The sequence below is a fragment of the Burkholderia singularis genome (assembly GCF_001718875.1).
In the GTDB taxonomy this organism is placed as follows: domain Bacteria; phylum Pseudomonadota; class Gammaproteobacteria; order Burkholderiales; family Burkholderiaceae; genus Burkholderia; species Burkholderia singularis.
Map to the genome: position 1 here is coordinate 571,822 of NZ_CP013448.1, position 19,286 is coordinate 591,107.

The 19,286-nt window shown below is 60.8% G+C and carries 21 protein-coding genes; all 21 read left to right on the plus strand.

The window, feature by feature from the left end; genetic code table 11:
- Positions 1 to 6 precede the first annotated feature (6 nt).
- The 21 genes from rpoC to rplE all read left to right on the plus strand — a co-directional run bounded on the left by rpoC (position 7) and on the right by rplE (position 19,281).
- Complete coding sequence (gene rpoC / locus AQ611_RS02610; RefSeq protein ID WP_059519678.1) at positions 7 to 4,251, plus strand: DNA-directed RNA polymerase subunit beta'; 4,245 nt, start codon at positions 7 to 9, stop codon at positions 4,249 to 4,251.
- A 500-nt stretch (positions 4,252 to 4,751) separates the two neighbouring features.
- A complete protein-coding gene (locus tag AQ611_RS02615) occupies positions 4,752 to 5,255 on the plus strand; it encodes a hypothetical protein (RefSeq protein ID WP_059519679.1) in 504 nt (167 codons plus the stop codon).
- A gap of 505 nt (positions 5,256 to 5,760) precedes the next feature.
- Positions 5,761 to 7,608 (plus strand): DNA helicase RecQ, encoded by a 1,848-nt coding sequence (gene recQ / locus AQ611_RS02620; RefSeq protein WP_059519680.1) that lies wholly within the window; start codon positions 5,761 to 5,763, stop codon positions 7,606 to 7,608.
- Positions 7,609 to 7,839: 231 nt separating this feature from the next.
- Positions 7,840 to 8,220, plus strand: a complete 381-nt coding sequence (gene rpsL / locus AQ611_RS02625) for a 30S ribosomal protein S12 (RefSeq protein WP_059519681.1) — start codon at positions 7,840 to 7,842, stop codon at positions 8,218 to 8,220.
- 174 nt (positions 8,221 to 8,394) lie between these two features.
- Positions 8,395 to 8,865 carry a 30S ribosomal protein S7 gene (gene rpsG / locus AQ611_RS02630; RefSeq protein ID WP_004198359.1) on the plus strand — a complete coding sequence of 157 codons (471 nt, stop codon included), beginning with the start codon at positions 8,395 to 8,397 and terminating at the stop codon, positions 8,863 to 8,865.
- Between the two features lie 130 nt (positions 8,866 to 8,995).
- A complete protein-coding gene (gene fusA / locus AQ611_RS02635) occupies positions 8,996 to 11,098 on the plus strand; it encodes an elongation factor G (RefSeq protein ID WP_059519682.1) in 2,103 nt (700 codons plus the stop codon).
- Between the two features lie 41 nt (positions 11,099 to 11,139).
- A complete protein-coding gene (gene tuf, locus AQ611_RS02640) occupies positions 11,140 to 12,330 on the plus strand; it encodes an elongation factor Tu (protein WP_069233656.1) in 1,191 nt (396 codons plus the stop codon).
- A 135-nt stretch (positions 12,331 to 12,465) separates the two neighbouring features.
- Entirely contained in the window at positions 12,466 to 12,777 is a 312-nt protein-coding gene (gene rpsJ, locus AQ611_RS02645; RefSeq protein ID WP_004199280.1) for a 30S ribosomal protein S10, read from the plus strand.
- A 211-nt stretch (positions 12,778 to 12,988) separates the two neighbouring features.
- Positions 12,989 to 13,639, plus strand: coding sequence for a 50S ribosomal protein L3 (gene rplC / locus AQ611_RS02650; protein ID WP_059512460.1), 651 nt, complete (start codon positions 12,989 to 12,991; stop codon positions 13,637 to 13,639).
- Entirely contained in the window at positions 13,639 to 14,259 is a 621-nt protein-coding gene (rplD, locus tag AQ611_RS02655) for a 50S ribosomal protein L4 (protein ID WP_059512445.1), read from the plus strand. Before rplC ends, rplD begins: the two co-directional genes overlap by 1 nt.
- Complete coding sequence (gene rplW / locus AQ611_RS02660; protein ID WP_004199275.1) at positions 14,256 to 14,570, plus strand: 50S ribosomal protein L23; 315 nt, start codon at positions 14,256 to 14,258, stop codon at positions 14,568 to 14,570. The genes rplD and rplW overlap by 4 nt, the downstream gene beginning before the upstream one ends.
- Positions 14,571 to 14,572: 2 nt before the next feature.
- Positions 14,573 to 15,400, plus strand: a complete 828-nt coding sequence (gene rplB, locus AQ611_RS02665) for a 50S ribosomal protein L2 (RefSeq protein WP_059512444.1) — start codon at positions 14,573 to 14,575, stop codon at positions 15,398 to 15,400.
- Between the two features lie 10 nt (positions 15,401 to 15,410).
- Complete coding sequence (rpsS, locus tag AQ611_RS02670; protein ID WP_004199273.1) at positions 15,411 to 15,686, plus strand: 30S ribosomal protein S19; 276 nt, start codon at positions 15,411 to 15,413, stop codon at positions 15,684 to 15,686.
- A gap of 12 nt (positions 15,687 to 15,698) precedes the next feature.
- Positions 15,699 to 16,028: a 50S ribosomal protein L22 gene (rplV, locus tag AQ611_RS02675; protein ID WP_004199272.1), complete on the plus strand. Its 330-nt coding sequence runs from the start codon at positions 15,699 to 15,701 to the stop codon at positions 16,026 to 16,028.
- Between the two features lie 11 nt (positions 16,029 to 16,039).
- Positions 16,040 to 16,840 (plus strand): 30S ribosomal protein S3, encoded by an 801-nt coding sequence (gene rpsC, locus AQ611_RS02680; RefSeq protein ID WP_004185240.1) that lies wholly within the window; start codon positions 16,040 to 16,042, stop codon positions 16,838 to 16,840.
- A gap of 2 nt (positions 16,841 to 16,842) precedes the next feature.
- Positions 16,843 to 17,259, plus strand: coding sequence for a 50S ribosomal protein L16 (gene rplP, locus AQ611_RS02685; RefSeq protein WP_040143049.1), 417 nt, complete (start codon positions 16,843 to 16,845; stop codon positions 17,257 to 17,259).
- Positions 17,260 to 17,268: 9 nt separating this feature from the next.
- Positions 17,269 to 17,463 (plus strand): 50S ribosomal protein L29, encoded by a 195-nt coding sequence (gene rpmC, locus AQ611_RS02690; protein WP_059512443.1) that lies wholly within the window; start codon positions 17,269 to 17,271, stop codon positions 17,461 to 17,463.
- Positions 17,460 to 17,732 carry a 30S ribosomal protein S17 gene (rpsQ, locus tag AQ611_RS02695; protein ID WP_059512442.1) on the plus strand — a complete coding sequence of 91 codons (273 nt, stop codon included), beginning with the start codon at positions 17,460 to 17,462 and terminating at the stop codon, positions 17,730 to 17,732. Before rpmC ends, rpsQ begins: the two co-directional genes overlap by 4 nt.
- Positions 17,733 to 18,037: 305 nt before the next feature.
- Entirely contained in the window at positions 18,038 to 18,406 is a 369-nt protein-coding gene (gene rplN, locus AQ611_RS02700; protein WP_038714987.1) for a 50S ribosomal protein L14, read from the plus strand.
- Positions 18,407 to 18,415: 9 nt separating this feature from the next.
- A complete protein-coding gene (gene rplX / locus AQ611_RS02705; protein ID WP_069233657.1) occupies positions 18,416 to 18,724 on the plus strand; it encodes a 50S ribosomal protein L24 in 309 nt (102 codons plus the stop codon).
- A gap of 17 nt (positions 18,725 to 18,741) precedes the next feature.
- Positions 18,742 to 19,281, plus strand: coding sequence for a 50S ribosomal protein L5 (gene rplE, locus AQ611_RS02710; protein ID WP_059512440.1), 540 nt, complete (start codon positions 18,742 to 18,744; stop codon positions 19,279 to 19,281).
- Positions 19,282 to 19,286 lie beyond the last annotated feature (5 nt).

A 19,286-nucleotide genomic window follows, 5' to 3' on the forward strand; every position in this document is an offset into this window, starting at 1 on the left:
AAGGCAATGAAAGCTCTGCTCGATCTATTCAAGCAAGTCCAACAGGAAGAAGTTTTCGACGCGATCAAGATCGGTCTGGCCTCGCCCGACAAGATCCGTTCGTGGTCGTTCGGCGAAGTGAAGAAGCCGGAGACCATCAATTACCGCACGTTCAAGCCGGAACGCGATGGTTTGTTCTGCGCGAAGATCTTCGGGCCGATCAAGGACTACGAGTGCCTGTGCGGTAAGTACAAGCGCCTGAAGCACCGCGGCGTGATCTGCGAGAAGTGCGGCGTGGAAGTGACGCTGGCGAAGGTGCGCCGTGAGCGGATGGGCCACATCGAGCTGGCCTCGCCGGTCGCGCACATCTGGTTCTTGAAGTCGCTGCCGTCGCGTCTGGGCATGGTGCTCGACATGACGCTGCGCGACATCGAGCGCGTGCTGTACTTCGAAGCATACGTGGTGATCGAACCGGGCATGACGCCGCTGAAGGCGCGGCAGATCATGACCGAAGAGGATTACTACAACAAGGTCGAGGAATACGGCGACGAATTCCGTGCCGAGATGGGCGCGGAGGGCGTGCGTGAATTGCTGCGCGCGATCAACATCGACGAGCAGGTCGAGACGCTGCGCACCGAGCTGAAGAACACCGGCTCGGAAGCGAAGATCAAGAAGTACGCGAAGCGCCTGAAGGTCCTCGAGGCATTCCAGCGCTCGGGCATCAAGCCCGAGTGGATGATCCTCGAAGTGCTGCCGGTGCTGCCGCCGGAACTGCGTCCGCTCGTGCCGCTGGACGGCGGCCGTTTCGCGACGTCGGATCTGAACGACCTGTATCGCCGCGTGATCAACCGTAACAACCGGTTGAAGCGTCTGCTCGAGCTGAAGGCGCCTGAAATCATCGTCCGCAACGAAAAGCGGATGCTGCAGGAAGCCGTCGACTCGCTGCTCGACAACGGCCGTCGCGGCAAGGCGATGACGGGCGCGAACAAGCGTCCGCTGAAGTCGCTCGCCGACATGATCAAGGGCAAGGGCGGCCGCTTCCGTCAGAACCTGCTGGGCAAGCGCGTCGACTACTCGGGCCGTTCGGTCATCGTGGTCGGCCCGACGCTGAAGCTGCACCAGTGCGGTCTACCGAAGCTGATGGCGCTCGAGCTGTTCAAGCCGTTCATCTTCAACAAGCTTGAAGTGATGGGGGTAGCTACGACCATCAAGGCGGCGAAGAAGGAAGTCGAGAACCAGACGCCGGTGGTGTGGGACATCCTCGAAGAGGTGATCCGCGAGCACCCGGTGATGCTCAACCGTGCGCCGACGCTGCACCGTCTCGGTATCCAGGCGTTCGAGCCGGTGCTGATCGAAGGTAAGGCGATTCAGTTGCATCCGCTCGTCTGCGCGGCGTTCAACGCCGACTTCGACGGTGACCAGATGGCCGTTCACGTGCCGCTGTCGCTCGAAGCGCAGATGGAAGCGCGCACGCTGATGCTGGCGTCGAACAACGTGCTGTTCCCGGCCAACGGCGATCCGTCGATCGTGCCGTCGCAGGATATCGTGCTGGGTCTGTACTACGCGACCCGCGAAGCGATCAACGCGAAGGGCGAAGGCCTGTCGTTCACCGGCGTGTCGGAAGTGATCCGTGCATACGAGAACAAGGAAGTCGAGCTTGCGTCGCGCGTGAACGTGCGGATTACCGAAATGGTCCGCAACGAGGACAAGTCGGAAGGCGCGCCGGAATTCGTGCCGAAGATCACGCTGTACGCGACCACTGTCGGCCGCGCGATCCTGTCGGAAATCCTGCCGCACGGCCTGCCGTTCTCGGTGCTGAACAAGCCGCTGAAGAAGAAGGAAATCTCGCGTCTGATCAACACCGCATTCCGCAAGTGCGGTCTGCGCGCGACGGTCGTGTTCGCCGACCAGCTGATGCAATCGGGCTTCCGTCTCGCGACGCGCGCCGGCATCTCGATCTGCGTCGACGACATGCTCGTGCCGCCGCAGAAGGAAACGATCGTCGGCGACGCCGCGAAGAAGGTGAAGGAGTACGACCGCCAGTACATGTCGGGTCTCGTCACCGCGCAGGAACGCTACAACAACGTGGTCGACATCTGGTCGGCGACGTCGGAGGCGGTCGGCAAGGCGATGATGGAGCAGCTGTCGACGGAGCCGGTGATCGACCGCGACGGCAACGAGACGCGCCAGGAATCGTTCAACTCGATTTACATGATGGCCGACTCGGGCGCCCGGGGTTCGGCGGTGCAGATTCGTCAGCTGGCCGGTATGCGCGGCCTGATGGCGAAGCCGGACGGCTCGATTATCGAGACGCCGATTACCGCGAACTTCCGCGAAGGCCTGAACGTGTTGCAGTACTTCATCTCGACCCACGGCGCACGTAAGGGTCTGGCTGATACGGCACTGAAGACCGCGAACTCGGGTTACCTGACGCGGCGTCTGGTCGACGTCACGCAGGATCTGGTCGTGGTCGAGGACGATTGCGGCACGTCGAACGGCGTCGCGATGAAGGCGCTCGTCGAAGGCGGTGAAGTCGTCGAAGCGCTGCGCGACCGGATTCTCGGCCGCGTCGCGGTGGCGGACGTCGTGAATCCGGAAACGCAGGAAACGCTGTACGAAGCGGGCACGCTGCTCGACGAAACGGCGGTCGAAGACATCGAGCGTCTCGGCATCGACGAAGTGCGCGTGCGCACGGCGCTGACCTGCGAAACGCGTTACGGCCTCTGCGCCGCGTGCTACGGCCGCGATCTCGGCCGCGGCTCGCTCGTGAACGTCGGCGAGGCGGTCGGCGTGATCGCGGCGCAGTCGATCGGTGAACCGGGTACGCAGCTGACGATGCGGACGTTCCACATCGGCGGTGCGGCATCGCGTGCGGCAGTGGCTTCGTCGATCGAAGCGAAGAGCAACGGTATCGTGCGCTTCACGTCGACGATGCGCTACGTCACCAACGCGAAGGGCGAGCAGATCGTCATTTCCCGTTCGGGTGAGGCGATGATCACTGATGACTTTGGCCGTGAGCGCGAGCGTCACAAAGTGCCGTATGGCGCAACGCTGCTGCAACTCGACGGCGTAACCGTCAAGGCCGGCACGCAGCTTGCCACGTGGGACCCGCTGACGCGTCCGATCATCACCGAGTACGGCGGTACGGTGAAGTTCGAGAACGTCGAGGAAGGCGTGACGGTCGCCAAGCAGATCGACGACGTGACCGGTTTGTCGACGCTCGTCGTGATCGATGCGAAGCGTCGCGGCTCGCAGGCGTCGAAGAGCGTGCGTCCGCAGGTGAAGCTGCTCGACGCAAACGGCGACGAAGTGAAGATCCCGGGCACGGAGCATTCGGTGCAGATCGGCTTCCAGGTCGGCGCGCTGATCACCGTGAAGGACGGTCAGCAGGTGCAAGTCGGTGAAGTGCTCGCACGTATCCCGACCGAATCGCAGAAGACCCGCGACATTACCGGTGGTCTGCCGCGAGTGGCCGAGCTGTTCGAAGCGCGTTCGCCGAAGGATGCGGGCATTCTCGCGGAAGTCACTGGGACGGTGTCGTTCGGCAAGGACACGAAGGGCAAGCAGCGTCTCGTCATCACGGATCTCGAGGGCAACCAGCACGAGTTCCTGATTGCGAAGGAAAAGCAGGTGCTGGTCCACGACGGTCAGGTCGTCAACAAGGGCGAAATGATCGTGGATGGCCCGGCCGATCCGCACGACATCCTGCGTCTGCAGGGTATCGAGGCGCTGTCGCGTTACATCGTGGACGAAGTGCAGGACGTGTATCGTCTGCAGGGCGTGAAGATCAACGACAAGCACATCGAGGTGATCGTTCGCCAGATGCTGCGTCGCGTGCAGATCACCGACAACGGCGATACGCGCTTCATCCCCGGCGAACAGGTCGAGCGTTCGGACATGTTGGACGAAAACGATCGCATGATCGCCGAGGGCAAGCGTCCGGCAACTTACGACAATATCCTGCTGGGTATCACGAAGGCATCGCTGTCGACCGATTCGTTCATCTCCGCGGCATCGTTCCAGGAAACGACCCGCGTGCTGACCGAAGCGGCGATCATGGGCAAGCGTGACGATCTGCGTGGCCTGAAGGAAAACGTGATCGTCGGCCGTCTGATTCCTGCCGGTACGGGTCTCGCGTTCCACAAGGCGCGCAAGGCGAAGGAGTTGTCGGATCGCGAGCGTTTCGACCAGATCGCAGCGGAAGAAGCGTTCGAGTTCGGTACGCCGGAAACGCCGGCCGCCGAAGAGCAGCAGCATCCGGCGGCGGAGTGAGCCGGGCGGCGCGAGCCGCTTTGCCTGCACCACGGCTGGTAAAAGCCGCCCGGTTTCAACCGGGCGGCTTTTTTTATGTGGGGACTCGGGAAAACCTGGGTAGCGAAAACGATGAAACTGACCATCGAAACACTATGATGCGTCAATTCATTCTCATTGAAAAACATCTTCGCCAATACTTTATTAATTGGCGATTTTCCGGAAATGATGGATATTGCGTGCGCTAAATTAAATTAAGCACTGCTTTACATGTGCGATGATTCATATCATTATGATGAGTAAGAAAAAAGCGTAGTGGCAAATCTACCATACAACCTGAACCTGAGAGACAAATGGTATGCATGCACGCGAATTAGATAATAAGAGCGCCGATCCGGATGACGGTTGCGTGTCGGTCGCTTAAATTCGTATTCCCGTTTAATTGTTACCAACCTGTGTGGTGTCGATTCCGATGCCGCACGCCTGACGACGCGTCGTCACTTTTCCGAGGAGGTAGTGCAATGGGTGCGCTTCATTTTTCCAAGGCCGTTGCTGCGCTTGCTGTGGTTTGCGCTTCGATCTCGTCTGCTTATGCCGTCACGGTATCGCGCGCGGACGGGCAGCCGATGAACCCAAATGGCGAGCCGTTCTCGGTATCGGGTCCCATGGCGCTTTCCAAGAGCGGTATCAGCGCAACCTGCAATACGACCTTCAACGGCACGATCACGTCGAGCGGGATCGTGACGATTACCTCCACGCAGTTTGCGGGCGGCGGCACCTGCTCGTGGATCTCGAGTAACGCAACCAGCTCGTCGCCGTGGACGGGCCAAGCCGACAGTACCACTCAGTTGACGATCAACAATGCGCAGGTGCAGGTGCTGTTTCTCGGCACGTGCGGACCAAGCAAAGTCGTCGCCGGTTGGGACAATAAGGCTTCGTCTCTGACGCTCAATAACGCCCAACTGACGCCGGATTGCCAGATCAACGGTACGATGGTGACGTCGCCGCAATTCACCGTGCAATAAGCGCTGATATAACCGTTGATGTTGTGCGCCGGCAGTCGGTAGACCGCCGGCATTTAATATGAGTGGCATTGCGTGGCAAAAAGGCGGCACGATAACGATTTCATTTACGCACGAACTCAGATCTGGAAATAATTAAAGGCATGATATTAATCATGCTTTTTCGCGCCACTATATTCGAGCAGAGCATGCGGGTGTGTTGACGGCATCGGTCTCGGGGATCGGTTCGTCTGTAATCGTTTTCTGTCGATCGTTGCCGGCTGCCGCACCAGCGTGGCGGCGCTCGTGCGGCATTGGGCTCGACCTGGCCAGCCCGTCACCGTCTTGACGGATTGGGCTCGGGCGCGTTGGGGCGTCTCTCATGTTCGTTCGGGCCGATTGTTGCAGATGCATGCTGCGTTGATCGCCTATCCGAACGGCTAACGTTTGGCCGCGATCCCCTTCGGTTGCGGCGGCGTTGGTAAAATCCCGCTCACCAGCCCTTTCTCGCAGTTCTCCATCCGATCTCATGTCCCGCGCGCTAGAAATTCTCAACGAAGTCTTCGGCTATCCCGCCTTCCGTGGCCAACAGGGCGAGATCGTCGAGCACGTGGCGGCGGGCGGCGATTGTCTCGTGCTGATGCCGACGGGCGGCGGCAAGTCGCTCTGCTATCAAATTCCGGCGCTCGTGCGTTCCGAAGCCGGCCGCGGCGCGGGCATCGTGGTGTCACCGCTGATCGCGCTGATGCAAGATCAGGTTGCGGCTTTGTCCGAGGTCGGCGTGCGGGCCGCGTATCTGAATTCGACGCTCTCCGGAGCCGAGGCGGCCGCGACCGAGCGCGCGCTGCGGGACGGCGACGTCGATCTGCTCTACGTTGCGCCCGAGCGGCTGATGACGCCGCGTTTTCTCGATCTGCTCGAGCGCGCGAAGATCGGTCTTTTCGCGATTGACGAAGCGCATTGCGTATCGCAATGGGGGCACGATTTCCGTCCCGAGTACATCCAGCTTTCGGTGCTGCACGAGCGTTTCCCGAGCGTTCCGCGGATCGCGCTGACCGCGACGGCCGACGCGCTGACGCGCGACGAGATCGTTCAGCGTCTCGCGCTCGACGACGCGCGCATTTTCGTGTCGAGCTTCGACCGGCCGAACATCCGCTACCGGATCGTCGAGAAGGATAACGCCCGCTCGCAGCTGCTCGATTTCATTCGTGCAGAGCACACGAATGCGGATGGCACGACCGATGCGGGTGTCGTCTATTGCTTGTCGCGCCGCAAGGTCGAGGAGACGGCCGAATGGCTGAAGGCGCAAGGTGTGCGTGCGCTGCCATATCACGCCGGCATGGAGTTCGAAGTCAGGCAGAAGCATCAGGAGATGTTCCAGCGCGAGGAAGGGATCGTGATGTGCGCGACGATCGCGTTCGGAATGGGCATCGACAAGCCGGACGTCCGTTTCGTCGCGCATCTCGATTTGCCGAAGAGCGTCGAAGGCTATTACCAGGAGACGGGGCGCGCGGGCCGCGACGGCATGCCGGCGAATGCGTGGATGGCGTATGGGCTGGGCGACGTCGTTCAGCAGCGCAAGATGATCGACGAATCGGATGCGGACGACGCGCACAAGCGGATCCAGACGTCAAAGCTCGACGCGTTGCTCGGGCTGTGCGAGACGCCGTCGTGCCGGCGCGTGAGGCTGCTTGCCTATTTCGGCGAAACGAGCGCGCCCTGCGGCAATTGCGATACCTGTCTCGAGCCGCCTGCAACCTGGGATGCGACGCGCGAGGCGCAAATGGCGCTGTCGTGCGTGTTCCGCGCGCAGCGCGCGAGCGGTTTTAATTTCGGCGCGAGCCACCTGATCGAGATATTGCGCGGCGCGCGCACCGAAAAGGTACTGCAGCGCGGCCACGAAAATCTGAGCACGTTCGGCATTGGCGCCGAGCTGTCCGAACCCGAATGGCGCGCGATCTTCCGGCAACTGGTCGCATTCGGCTATCTGGCCGTGGATCACGGCGGTTTTGGCGCGCTCGTGCTGACCGAGGCGAGCAAGCCGGTGCTCAAGGGTGCCGAAAAAGTCACGTTGCGCCGCTACGTCAAGCCAGCGCGTACCCGTGACGCGCGCGGGCGCAGCGGCGCGCGCGTCGATCCGACGGCTGGCATGAGCCCGCGCGAGCGCGCTCGCTGGGAGCGACTGCGCGCTTGGCGAGCCGAGACCGCGAAAAGCGACGGCGTGCCGGCATATGTGATCTTTCACGATGCGACGCTTGCCGAAATTGCCCGCAACGCGCCGGAATCGATCGACGATCTGCGTCATATCCCAGGTATCGGCGCGCGCAAGCTCGACCGCTTCGGTGACGAGTTGCTCGAGGTCGTCGAATCGGCGTGACATGTCGCAGATGTGTCACCAATAATTCACGCCGGCTTCGGCGCGAAAATCACGCAAGCTATTGACTCGTTTGCAATTTTCGGAATATTATGCCGGGTTCCGGTTCTCGGTGGGTTGATTCGCGGGCGCAAGTCCGGGGTCGCGCGCACGTGAGCCGGGACGTTACGCACGCTGGTTTTCGCTTTGCCCGAGGGCCGGCGTGCCGATTTTGGTCAATTTCAGGAATACACAATGCCAACCATCAATCAACTGGTTCGCAAAGGCCGCTCGTCGGAAACGGCGAAGAGCAAGAGCCCGGCCTTGCAGGACTGCCCGCAGCGTCGCGGCGTGTGCACCCGTGTGTACACGACGACGCCGAAGAAGCCGAACTCGGCGCTCCGTAAGGTCGCCAAGGTGCGTCTGACGAACGGTTTCGAAGTGATCTCGTACATCGGTGGTGAAGGCCACAACCTGCAGGAACACTCTGTCGTGCTGATCCGCGGCGGCCGTGTGAAGGACTTGCCGGGTGTGCGTTACCACATGGTCCGTGGCTCGCTGGATACGCAGGGCGTCAAGGATCGTAAGCAGGCCCGCTCGAAGTACGGCGCGAAGCGCGCGAAGGCTGCGAAGTAAGCAGAGCAGAATGGAGATCGCCTCGTAGGGCGGTCAAGGCGGTGGTGCCGGATTGCCGGTGCTGTCGAGTAAGTGGTCACCCGGCCAAGCTGGTTAGTCGTGAAGATGTGATCGGGTTAGTTGGTGGCCGCGGGGCTTCAAAAAAGCTCCAACTGAACAGGTAAAGGAAGAAACATGCCGCGTCGTCGCGAAGTTCCCAAGCGGGAAGTGTTGCCGGATCCGAAGTACGGCAACGTAGATGTAGCCAAGTTCATGAACATGCTGATGCTGTCCGGCAAGAAGTCGGTTGCTGAGCGCATTGTTTATGGCGCATTCGAGCAAATCCAGACCAAGGGTGGCAAGGACCCGCTGGAAGTGTTCACGGTCGCGCTCAACAACGTGAAGCCGGTGGTCGAAGTGAAGAGCCGTCGCGTTGGTGGTGCGAACTATCAGGTTCCGGTCGAAGTGCGCCCGTCGCGTCGTATGGCATTGGCGATGCGCTGGTTGCGCGAGGCTGCGAAGAAGCGCAGCGAGAAGTCGATGGCTCTGCGCCTGGCCGGTGAACTCAGCGAAGCCGCGGAAGGCCGCGGCGGTGCGATGAAGAAGCGCGACGAAGTGCACCGGATGGCGGAAGCCAACCGTGCGTTCTCGCACTTCCGCTTCTAAGCGCCAAGCTGGGTTTTTAGCGGAAAAATTCCGGGCGGGTGCGCTGATTTGGCGCCTCGCCCGTTTGTGTTGAGGCGTGCTGCGACGTGTATGCAAGGGTCGCATCGCGCCAACCCAATAGAGGATCAAAGTGGCTCGTAAGACTCCCATCGAGCGCTACCGCAACATCGGTATTAGCGCTCACATCGACGCCGGCAAAACGACGACGACCGAGCGCATTCTGTTTTACACCGGCGTGAACCACAAGATTGGTGAAGTTCACGACGGTGCGGCGACGATGGACTGGATGGAGCAGGAACAGGAGCGTGGCATCACGATCACGTCCGCTGCTACCACGGCGTTCTGGAAGGGCATGGGCGGCAATTATCCGGAACACCGCATCAACATCATCGATACGCCGGGGCACGTCGACTTCACGATCGAAGTGGAGCGCTCGATGCGCGTGCTCGACGGCGCGTGCATGGTGTACTGCGCGGTGGGCGGCGTGCAGCCGCAATCGGAAACGGTGTGGCGCCAAGCCAACAAGTACGGCGTGCCGCGTCTCGCGTTCGTCAACAAGATGGACCGTACCGGCGCGAACTTCTTCAAGGTCTACGACCAGCTCAAGCTGCGCCTGAAGGCAAACCCGGTTCCGGTCGTGGTGCCGATCGGCGCGGAAGAGAATTTCAAGGGCGTCGTCGATCTGCTGAAGATGAAGGCGATCATTTGGGACGAAGCGTCGCAAGGTACGAAGTTCGACTACGTCGACATCCCGGCCGAACTCGCCGAAACCTGCCAGGAATGGCGTGAAAAGATGGTCGAGGCGGCTGCGGAAGCCAACGAAGACCTGATGAACAAGTACCTGGAAGAAGGCGATCTGCCGGAAGCCGACATCGTCAAGGCGCTGCGCGACCGGACGATCGCGTGCGAAATCCAGCCGATGCTGTGCGGTACCGCGTTCAAGAACAAGGGCGTGCAGCGCATGCTCGACGCCGTGATCGACTTCCTGCCGTCGCCGGTCGACATTCCGCCGGTCAAGGGCGAACTGGACAACGGCGAAACCGCCGAGCGCCAGGCGTCGGACGACGAGAAGTTCTCGTCGCTCGCGTTCAAGATCATGACCGACCCGTTCGTCGGCCAGCTGATCTTCTTCCGCGTGTACTCCGGCGTCGTCAATTCGGGCGACACGGTGCTGAACTCGACCAAGGGCAAGAAGGAGCGCCTCGGCCGTATTCTGCAGATGCACGCGAACAACCGCGAGGAAATCAAGGAAGTCCGCGCCGGCGATATCGCTGCCGCGGTCGGCCTGAAGGAAGCGACCACGGGCGACACGCTGTGCGATCCCGCGCATCCGATCGTGCTCGAGCGCATGGTGTTCCCGGAGCCGGTGATCTCGCAGGCTGTCGAGCCGAAGACGAAGGCCGACCAGGAAAAGATGGGCCTCGCGCTGAACCGTCTCGCACAGGAAGACCCGTCGTTCCGCGTGCAGACCGATGAAGAATCGGGCCAGACGATCATTTCGGGCATGGGCGAGCTCCACCTCGAAATTCTGGTCGACCGGATGAAGCGCGAATTCGGCGTGGAAGCAACCGTCGGCAAGCCGCAGGTCGCGTACCGCGAAACGATCCGTTCGACGGCGAAGGACGTCGAAGGCAAGTTCGTCAAGCAGTCGGGCGGCCGCGGTCAGTATGGCCATGCGGTCATTACGCTCGAGCCGCACGAGCAGGGCAAGGGTTACGAGTTCCTCGACGAGATCAAGGGCGGCGTGATTCCGCGTGAATACATTCCGGCGGTCGACAAGGGCATCCAGGACACGCTGAAGAGCGGCATTCTGGCGGGCTTCCCGGTCGTCGACGTGAAGGTCCACCTGACGTTCGGTTCGTACCACGACGTTGACTCGAACGAAAACGCGTTCCGCATGGCCGGTTCGATGGCGTTCAAGGAAGCCATGCGCCGTGCGAATCCGGTGTTGCTCGAGCCGATGATGGCGGTCGAAGTAGAAACTCCGGAAGAGTACATGGGCAACGTGATGGGCGACTTGTCGGGCCGTCGCGGCATCGTGCAGGGCATGGAAGACATGGTCGGCGGTGGCAAGATCGTGCGCGCCGAGGTGCCGCTGTCGGAAATGTTCGGTTATTCGACGTCGCTGCGCTCGCTGACGCAAGGCCGTGCGACGTACACGATGGAGTTCAAGCATTACGCTGAAGCTCCTAAGAACGTCGCCGACGCGATCATCAGCGCGAAGTCGAAGTAAAGCTGCATCTCCCAACCGCTTATTTTTGAAAGAAGAGAGTCATGGCAAAAGAGAAATTCGAGCGGACCAAGCCGCACGTGAACGTAGGAACGATTGGTCACGTTGACCACGGCAAGACGACGCTGACGGCGGCGATCGCGACGGTTCTGTCGTCGAAGTTCGGCGGCGAAGCGAAGAAGTACGACGAAATCGACGCGGCACCGGAAGAAAAGGCGCGCGGTATCACGATCAACACGGCGCATATCGAGTACGAAACGGCAAACCGCCACTACGCGCACGTTGACTGCCCGGGCCACGCCGACTACGTGAAGAACATGATCACGGGTGCGGCGCAGATGGACGGCGCGATCCTGGTGTGCTCGGCCGCGGACGGCCCGATGCCGCAAACGCGTGAGCACATCCTGCTGGCGCGTCAGGTTGGCGTGCCGTACATCATCGTGTTCCTGAACAAGTGCGACATGGTCGACGACGCCGAGCTGCTCGAGCTGGTCGAAATGGAAGTGCGCGAGCTGCTGTCGAAGTACGACTTCCCGGGCGACGACACGCCGATCATCAAGGGTTCGGCGAAGCTGGCGCTGGAAGGCGACAAGGGCGAGCTGGGCGAAACGGCGATCATGAACCTGGCCGACGCGCTGGACACGTACATCCCGACGCCGGAGCGCGCGGTGGACGGTACGTTCCTGATGCCGGTGGAAGACGTGTTCTCGATCTCGGGCCGCGGTACGGTGGTGACGGGTCGTGTCGAGCGTGGCGTGATCAAGGTTGGCGAGGAAATCGAAATCGTCGGGATCAAGCCGACGGCGAAGACGACCTGCACGGGCGTGGAAATGTTCCGCAAGCTGCTGGACCAGGGTCAGGCGGGCGACAACGTCGGTATCCTGCTGCGCGGCACGAAGCGTGAGGACGTGGAGCGCGGCCAGGTTCTGGCCAAGCCGGGTTCGATCACGCCGCACACGCACTTCACGGCGGAAGTGTACGTGCTGAGCAAGGACGAAGGCGGTCGTCACACGCCGTTCTTCAACAACTACCGTCCGCAGTTCTACTTCCGTACGACGGACGTGACGGGCTCGATCGAGCTGCCGAAGGACAAGGAAATGGTGATGCCGGGCGACAACGTGTCGATCACGGTGAAGCTGATCGCGCCGATCGCGATGGAAGAAGGTCTGCGCTTCGCGATCCGTGAAGGCGGTCGTACCGTCGGCGCAGGCGTCGTCGCCAAAATCATCGAGTAAGCTCGGCGGTCTTGCGTAGTTTGTAGTAATATTCAGCGCCCGGGGCCGGGCGCCCGCTCTCCGCGGATGCCCGGCCCCACGTTCTTTTTTTGATCCGGCGATGCAATATCGCCTCGCTCTTTTGAAGGAATCGCCATGCAGCAGCAAAAAATCCGCATTCGTCTGAAGGCTTTCGACTATCGCCTGATCGATCAATCGGCAGCCGAGATCGTCGATACGGCGAAGCGGACCGGCGCGATCGTTCGTGGCCCCGTGCCCCTGCCGACGCGTATTCAGCGCTTCGATATCCTCCGCTCGCCGCACGTGAACAAGACGTCGCGCGATCAGCTCGAAATTCGCACCCACCAGCGCTTGATGGACATCGTCGATCCGACCGACAAGACGGTCGACGCGCTGATGAAGCTCGACCTGCCGGCAGGCGTCGACGTGGAAATCAAGCTGCAATAAGGCGCGCGTAACAGCTCGCTACAAGGCTGCCGACGTGATCTGCCCCCGTAGGTCGCGCTAAGTCTTTGATTGCTTGCGGAAAACGAAAGGCCTCGCTATAATGCAAGGCTTTTCGCGTATTTGCGTAAAAAGCCGGTGCGGGCGATTTCGTCGCAAGCCCGGCGTTTTGTAAATTAGCCCCGACCAATCGCAGTCGGGAATGGAGAAAACGATGAGCCTTGGACTCGTAGGTCGCAAGGTTGGCATGACCCGTATCTTCACGGCTGAAGGGGATTCGATTCCCGTCACCGTGCTCGACGTGTCGGACAACCGAGTGACGCAGATCAAGACTGTTGAAACCGACGGCTACACGGCCGTGCAGGTTGCATTCGGCACGCGCCGTGCGTCGCGTGTGACGAAGCCGTTGGCAGGTCATCTCGCCAAAGCCGGCGTTGAAGCCGGTGAAATCCTCAAGGAATTCCGCATCGAAGCCGACAAGGCTGCCGAGTTGTCGAACGGCGCCGTGATTGGTCCCGATCTCTTTGAAGTGGGCCAGAAGGTCGACGTGCAAGGCGTGTCGATCGGTAAGGGCTACGCGGGCACGATCAAGCGCTACAACTTCGGTTCCGGCCGTGCATCGCACGGTAACTCGCGTTCGCACAACGTTCCGGGCTCGATCGGTATGGCGCAGGATCCGGGTCGCGTGTTTCCGGGCAAGCGCATGACGGGTCACATGGGTGACGAGACGGTGACGGTGCAGAACCTCGAAATCGCCCGTATCGATGCAGAGCGCAAGCTGCTGCTCGTCAAGGGTGCGGTGCCGGGCGCGAAGGGCGGCAAAGTGTTCGTGACGCCGGCCGTCAAGACGAAGGGGGCGAAATAATGGAACTCAAGCTCCTGAATGCGAATGGTCAGGAAGGTGCGGCAGTCAATGCGTCGGACGTCGTGTTCGGCCGCGACTACAACGAAGCGCTGATCCACCAGATCGTCGTCGCTTACCAGGCGAACGCTCGCCAGGGCAACCGCGCGCAGAAGGATCGCGAGCAGGTCAAGCACACGACCAAGAAGCCGTGGCGCCAGAAGGGTACGGGCCGCGCTCGTGCCGGTATGTCGTCGAGCCCGCTGTGGCGTGGCGGTGGCCGTATCTTCCCGAACTCGCCGGAAGAAAACTTCTCGCACAAGGTCAACAAGAAGATGCATCGCGCAGGCCTCTGCTCGATCTTCTCGCAGTTGGCCCGCGAAGGCCGTCTGTCGGTCGTCGAGGATATCGTCCTCGAAGCGCCGAAGACCAAGCTGCTGGCCGACAAATTCAAGGCCATGGGCCTCGATTCCGTGTTGATCATTACCGACACGGTCGACGAAAACCTGTACCTCGCGTCGCGCAACCTGCCGAACGTGGCGGTTGTCGAGCCGCGCTACGCTGACCCGCTGTCGCTGATCTACTTCAAGAAAGTGTTGGTCACGAAGGCTGCGGTCGCACAGATCGAGGAGTTGCTGTCATGAGCGAGATTCGCAAGAACGATCATCGTTTGATGCAGGTCCTGCTCGCACCGGTGATTTCCGAAAAGGCGACGCTGGTTGCCGACAAGAACGAGCAAGTCGTGTTCGAAGTCGCGCCGGATGCCACGAAGCAGGAAGTGAAGGCGGCCGTCGAGCTGCTGTTCAAGGTTGAAGTTGATTCCGTCAACGTGCTGGTTCAGAAGGGCAAGCAAAAGCGCTTCGGCCGTTCGATGGGCCGCCGCAAGGACGTGAAGAAGGCATACGTGTGCCTGAAGCCCGGCCAGGAAATCAACTTTGAAGCGGAGGCCAAGTAATCATGGCAATCGTCAAAGTCAAGCCGACATCGCCGGGTCGCCGCGCGATGGTCAAGGTGGTCAACAAGGATCTGCACAAGGGCAAGCCGCACGCGGCGCTGCTCGATACGCAGAGCTCCAAGGCTGGCCGCAACAACAATGGCCGCATCACGACGCGTCATCAGGGTGGTGGCCATAAGCACCACTACCGGGTGATCGATTTCCGTCGCACGAAGGACGGCATTCCGGCGAAGGTCGAACGTCTCGAGTACGACCCGAACCGCAGCGCGAACATCGCGCTGGTGCTGTACGCAGACGGCGAGCGTCGCTACATCATCGCGCCGAAGGGCGTGACGGTGGGCCAGCAGCTGCTGTCGGGCTCGGAAGCGCCGATCCGTGTGGGTAACACGCTGCCGATCCGCAACATTCCGGTCGGTACGACGATCCATTGCATCGAAATGCTGCCGGGCAAGGGTGCGCAAATGGCGCGTTCGGCCGGTACGTCGGCGATGCTGCTTGCACGCGAAGGCGTGTACGCGCAGGTTCGTCTGCGTTCGGGCGAAATCCGCCGCGTGCACATCGAGTGCCGTGCAACGATCGGTGAAGTCGGTAACGAAGAGCACAGCCTGCGCCAGATCGGCAAGGCCGGTGCGAACCGCTGGCGCGGTATCCGTCCGACGGTGCGTGGCGTGGCCATGAACCCGATCGACCACCCGCACGGTGGTGGTGAAGGCCGTACTGCTGCGGGCCGCGACCCGGTGAGCCCGTGGGGCACGCCGACGAAGGGCTTCCGTACGCGTCGCAACAAGCGCACGACGACGATGATCGTCCAGCGCCGTCACAAGCGTTAAGGAGTAGGCAATGGCACGTTCTGTTAAAAAAGGTCCGTTCTGCGACGCCCATTTGCTGAAGAAAGTTGAGGCGGCTGCAGCTTCGCGCGACAAGAAGCCGATCAAGACCTGGTCGCGTCGCTCGACGATCCTCCCGGATTTCATCGGCCTGACGATCGCCGTTCACAACGGCCGTCAACACGTTCCGGTGTACATCTCGGAAAACATGGTCGGCCACAAGCTTGGCGAGTTCGCACTGACCCGCACGTTCAAGGGTCACGCGGCCGACAAGAAGGCCAAGAAATAAGGGGCAATCAAGATGGAAGTGAAAGCAATTCATCGCGGTGCCCGCATCTCGGCGCAGAAAACGCGCCTTGTGGCTGACCAGATCCGCGGTTTGCCGGTCGACAAGGCGCTGAACGTTCTGACGTTCTCGCCGAAGAAGGCGGCAGGCATCGTGAAGAAGGTCGTGCTGTCGGCGATCGCGAATGCGGAGCACAACGAAGGCGCCGATATCGACGAGCTCAAGATCAAGAGCATCTACGTCGACAAGGCTGCGTCGCTCAAGCGATTCACCGCGCGCGCGAAAGGCCGCGGCAACCGCATTGAGAAGCAATCCTGTCACATCACTGTGACGGTCGGGAATTAAGGGGTCATACGATGGGACAGAAAATTCATCCGACTGGCTTCCGTTTGGCCGTCAGCCGCAATTGGGCGTCGCGTTGGTACGCGAACAACAACAATTTTGCGGCGATGTTGCAGGAAGACATCGGTGTTCGTGAATACCTGAAGAAGAAGCTGAAGAACGCTTCGGTCGGCCGCGTCGTCATCGAGCGTCCGGCGAAGAACGCGCGCATCACGATTTTCAGCTCGCGTCCGGGCGTCGTCATCGGCAAGAAGGGCGAGGATATCGAACTGTTGAAGACGGAACTGCAGCGCCGCATGGGCGTGCCGGTTCACGTCAACATCGAAGAGATCCGCAAGCCGGAAACCGATGCGCAGCTCATCGCCGATTCGATCACGCAGCAGCTCGAGCGCCGGATCATGTTCCGTCGCGCGATGAAGCGCGCGATGCAGAATGCGATGCGTCTGGGTGCTCAGGGCATCAAGATCATGAGCGCCGGCCGTCTGAACGGTATCGAAATCGCACGTACCGAGTGGTATCGCGAAGGCCGCGTGCCGCTGCATACGCTGCGCGCCGATATCGATTACGCGACGTCGGAAGCGAAGACGACTTACGGGATCATCGGCGTCAAGGTGTGGGTGTACAAGGGTGACACGCTCGGCCGCAACGATGCACCGGTGGTCGAGGAAGTGACCGAAGACAAGCGTCCGCGTCGCAACGCGCGCCCGGGCGACCGTCGTCCGCGCCGTGACGGCGAAGGCGGCGCTCCGGGCGCCCGCCGTGGCGGCCCGCGCCGTGGCGCCGGCAAGCCGGAAGACGGCAAGACTGGAGAATAACGATGCTGCAACCGAAACGCAGGAAGTATCGCAAAGAGCAGAAGGGTCGTAACACCGGCAAGGCGACGCGCGGCAACGCGGTGTCGTTCGGTGAATTCGGCCTGAAGGCGATCGGTCGCGGCCGTTTGACCGCGCGTCAAATTGAAGCGGCGCGTCGTGCCATGACGCGTCACATCAAGCGTGGCGGCCGCATCTGGATTCGCATTTTCCCGGACAAGCCGATTTCGCAGAAGCCGGCCGAAGTACGGATGGGTAACGGTAAGGGTAACCCGGAGTACTACGTCGCCGAGATTCAGCCGGGCAAGATGCTGTATGAAATGGACGGCGTATCCGAAGAACTGGCACGCGAAGCGTTCCGTCTGGCTGCAGCGAAGCTGCCGCTGAAGACGACGTTCATCGTGCGTCAGCTCGGCGCCTAAGGAGAAAACATGAAGGCTTCCGAACTTCTCCAGAAAGACCAGGCCGCGCTCAACAAGGAGTTGGCGGACCTGCTGAAGGCGCAATTCGGCCTGCGCATGCAACTCGCGACCCAGCAGCTCACGAACACGAGCCAGCTGAAGAAGGTTCGTCGCGACATCGCACGTGTGCGGACCGTCCTGACTCAGAAGGCGAACCAGAAATGAACGATAGCGTGAAAACCTCGCTGAAGCGGACGCTCGTCGGTAAGGTCGTCAGCAACAAGATGGACAAGACCGTCACCGTGCTGGTCGAGCACCGCGTGAAGCACCCGATCTACGGCAAGTATGTCGTGCGCTCGAAGAAGTACCATGCGCATGACGAAGCGAACACCTACAACGAAGGCGATCTCGTCGAAATCCAGGAAACCCGTCCTGTTTCGAAGACGAAAGCCTGGACGGTGGCGCGCCTTGTCGAGGCAGCCCGCGTGATCTAAGCGGGCAGGCCGTAACAGGCACTTCGACGAGAAGTGCTTGAAATCGCAAAGTTTTTGCTTGCGTGACCGGGATTATTTGTTATAATCCCGGTCTTCCCTCTTGTGGGAGCCCCGTCGCGGGCGAGGTACTGGTGGGGGAAGCGGACTGGCGTCCTGCCTGCTCCGAAAGAATCACCGAATTTGCGATGGCGGGTTTCGTTTGCCGTCGCTGCTGTTCCAACCCAAGCAGCCGATTGGCTGACGGGACCAAGACTGACCGTATGCGCCATGGTGGTGCATCCGGATTAAGTTGGGAAAGACAAACCATGATCCAGACCGAAACTCGGCTTGAAGTGGCCGACAACACGGGTGCGCGTGAAGTCATGTGCATCAAGGTGCTCGGCGGCTCGAAGCGTCGTTATGCCAGCATTGGCGACATCATCAAGGTGAGCGTCAAAGAGGCAACGCCGCGCGGGCGTGTGAAGAAAGGCGAAATCTACAACGCCGTGGTGGTCCGCACCGCCAAGGGCGTGCGTCGTCAAGACGGCTCGCTGATCAAGTTCGACGGCAACGCCGCTGTGCTTTTGAATAACAAGCTCGAGCCGATCGGCACCCGTATCTTCGGGCCCGTCACGCGTGAGCTGCGTAGCGAACGATTCATGAAGATCGTGTCGCTGGCGCCGGAAGTGCTGTAAGGAGTCGCGATGAACAAGATTCGCAAGGGTGACGAAGTTGTCGTCATCACCGGCAAGGATAAGGGCAAGCGCGGCGTCGTGCTGGCAGTCGGCGCCGAGCATGTGACGGTCGAGGGTGTCAACCTCGTCAAGAAGCATGTGAAGCCAAACCCGATGAAGGGTACGACGGGCGGCGTGGAAGCGAAGACGATGCCGCTGCATATCTCGAACGTCGCATTGGTCGACGCGAACGGCAAGGCTTCGCGTGTTGGCATCAAGGTCGAGGACGGCAAGAAGGTCCGTTTCCTGAAGACGACCGGTGCCGTGCTGAGCGCCTGACGCTGCGGAGTAGAAAAATGGCACGTTTTCAAGAGTTTTACAAAGAGAAGGTTGTTCCCGGCCTGATCGAGAAGTTCGGCTACAAGTCGGTCATGGAAGTGCCGCGCATCACCAAGATCACCCTGAACATGGGTCTTGGCGAAGCGGTTGCCGACAAGAAGGTCATCGAGAATGCCGTTGGCGATCTGACGAAGATCGCAGGCCAGAAGCCGGTTGTGACGAAGGCTCGTAAGGCAATCGCCGGCTTCAAGATTCGCCAGGGCTATCCGATCGGCGCAATGGTGACGCTGCGCGGCCGCGCGATGTACGAATTCCTGGACCGTTTCGTGACGGTCGCACTGCCCCGCGTGCGCGATTTCCGCGGCGTGTCGGGCCGTGCTTTCGATGGTCGCGGCAACTACAACATCGGTGTGAAAGAGCAGATCATTTTCCCCGAAATCGATTACGACAAGATCGACGCGCTGCGTGGGCTGAACATCAGCATCACGACGACCGCGAAGACCGACGAAGAAGCGAAGGCTCTGCTCGCCAGCTTCAAGTTCCCGTTCAGAAACTGAGGTTA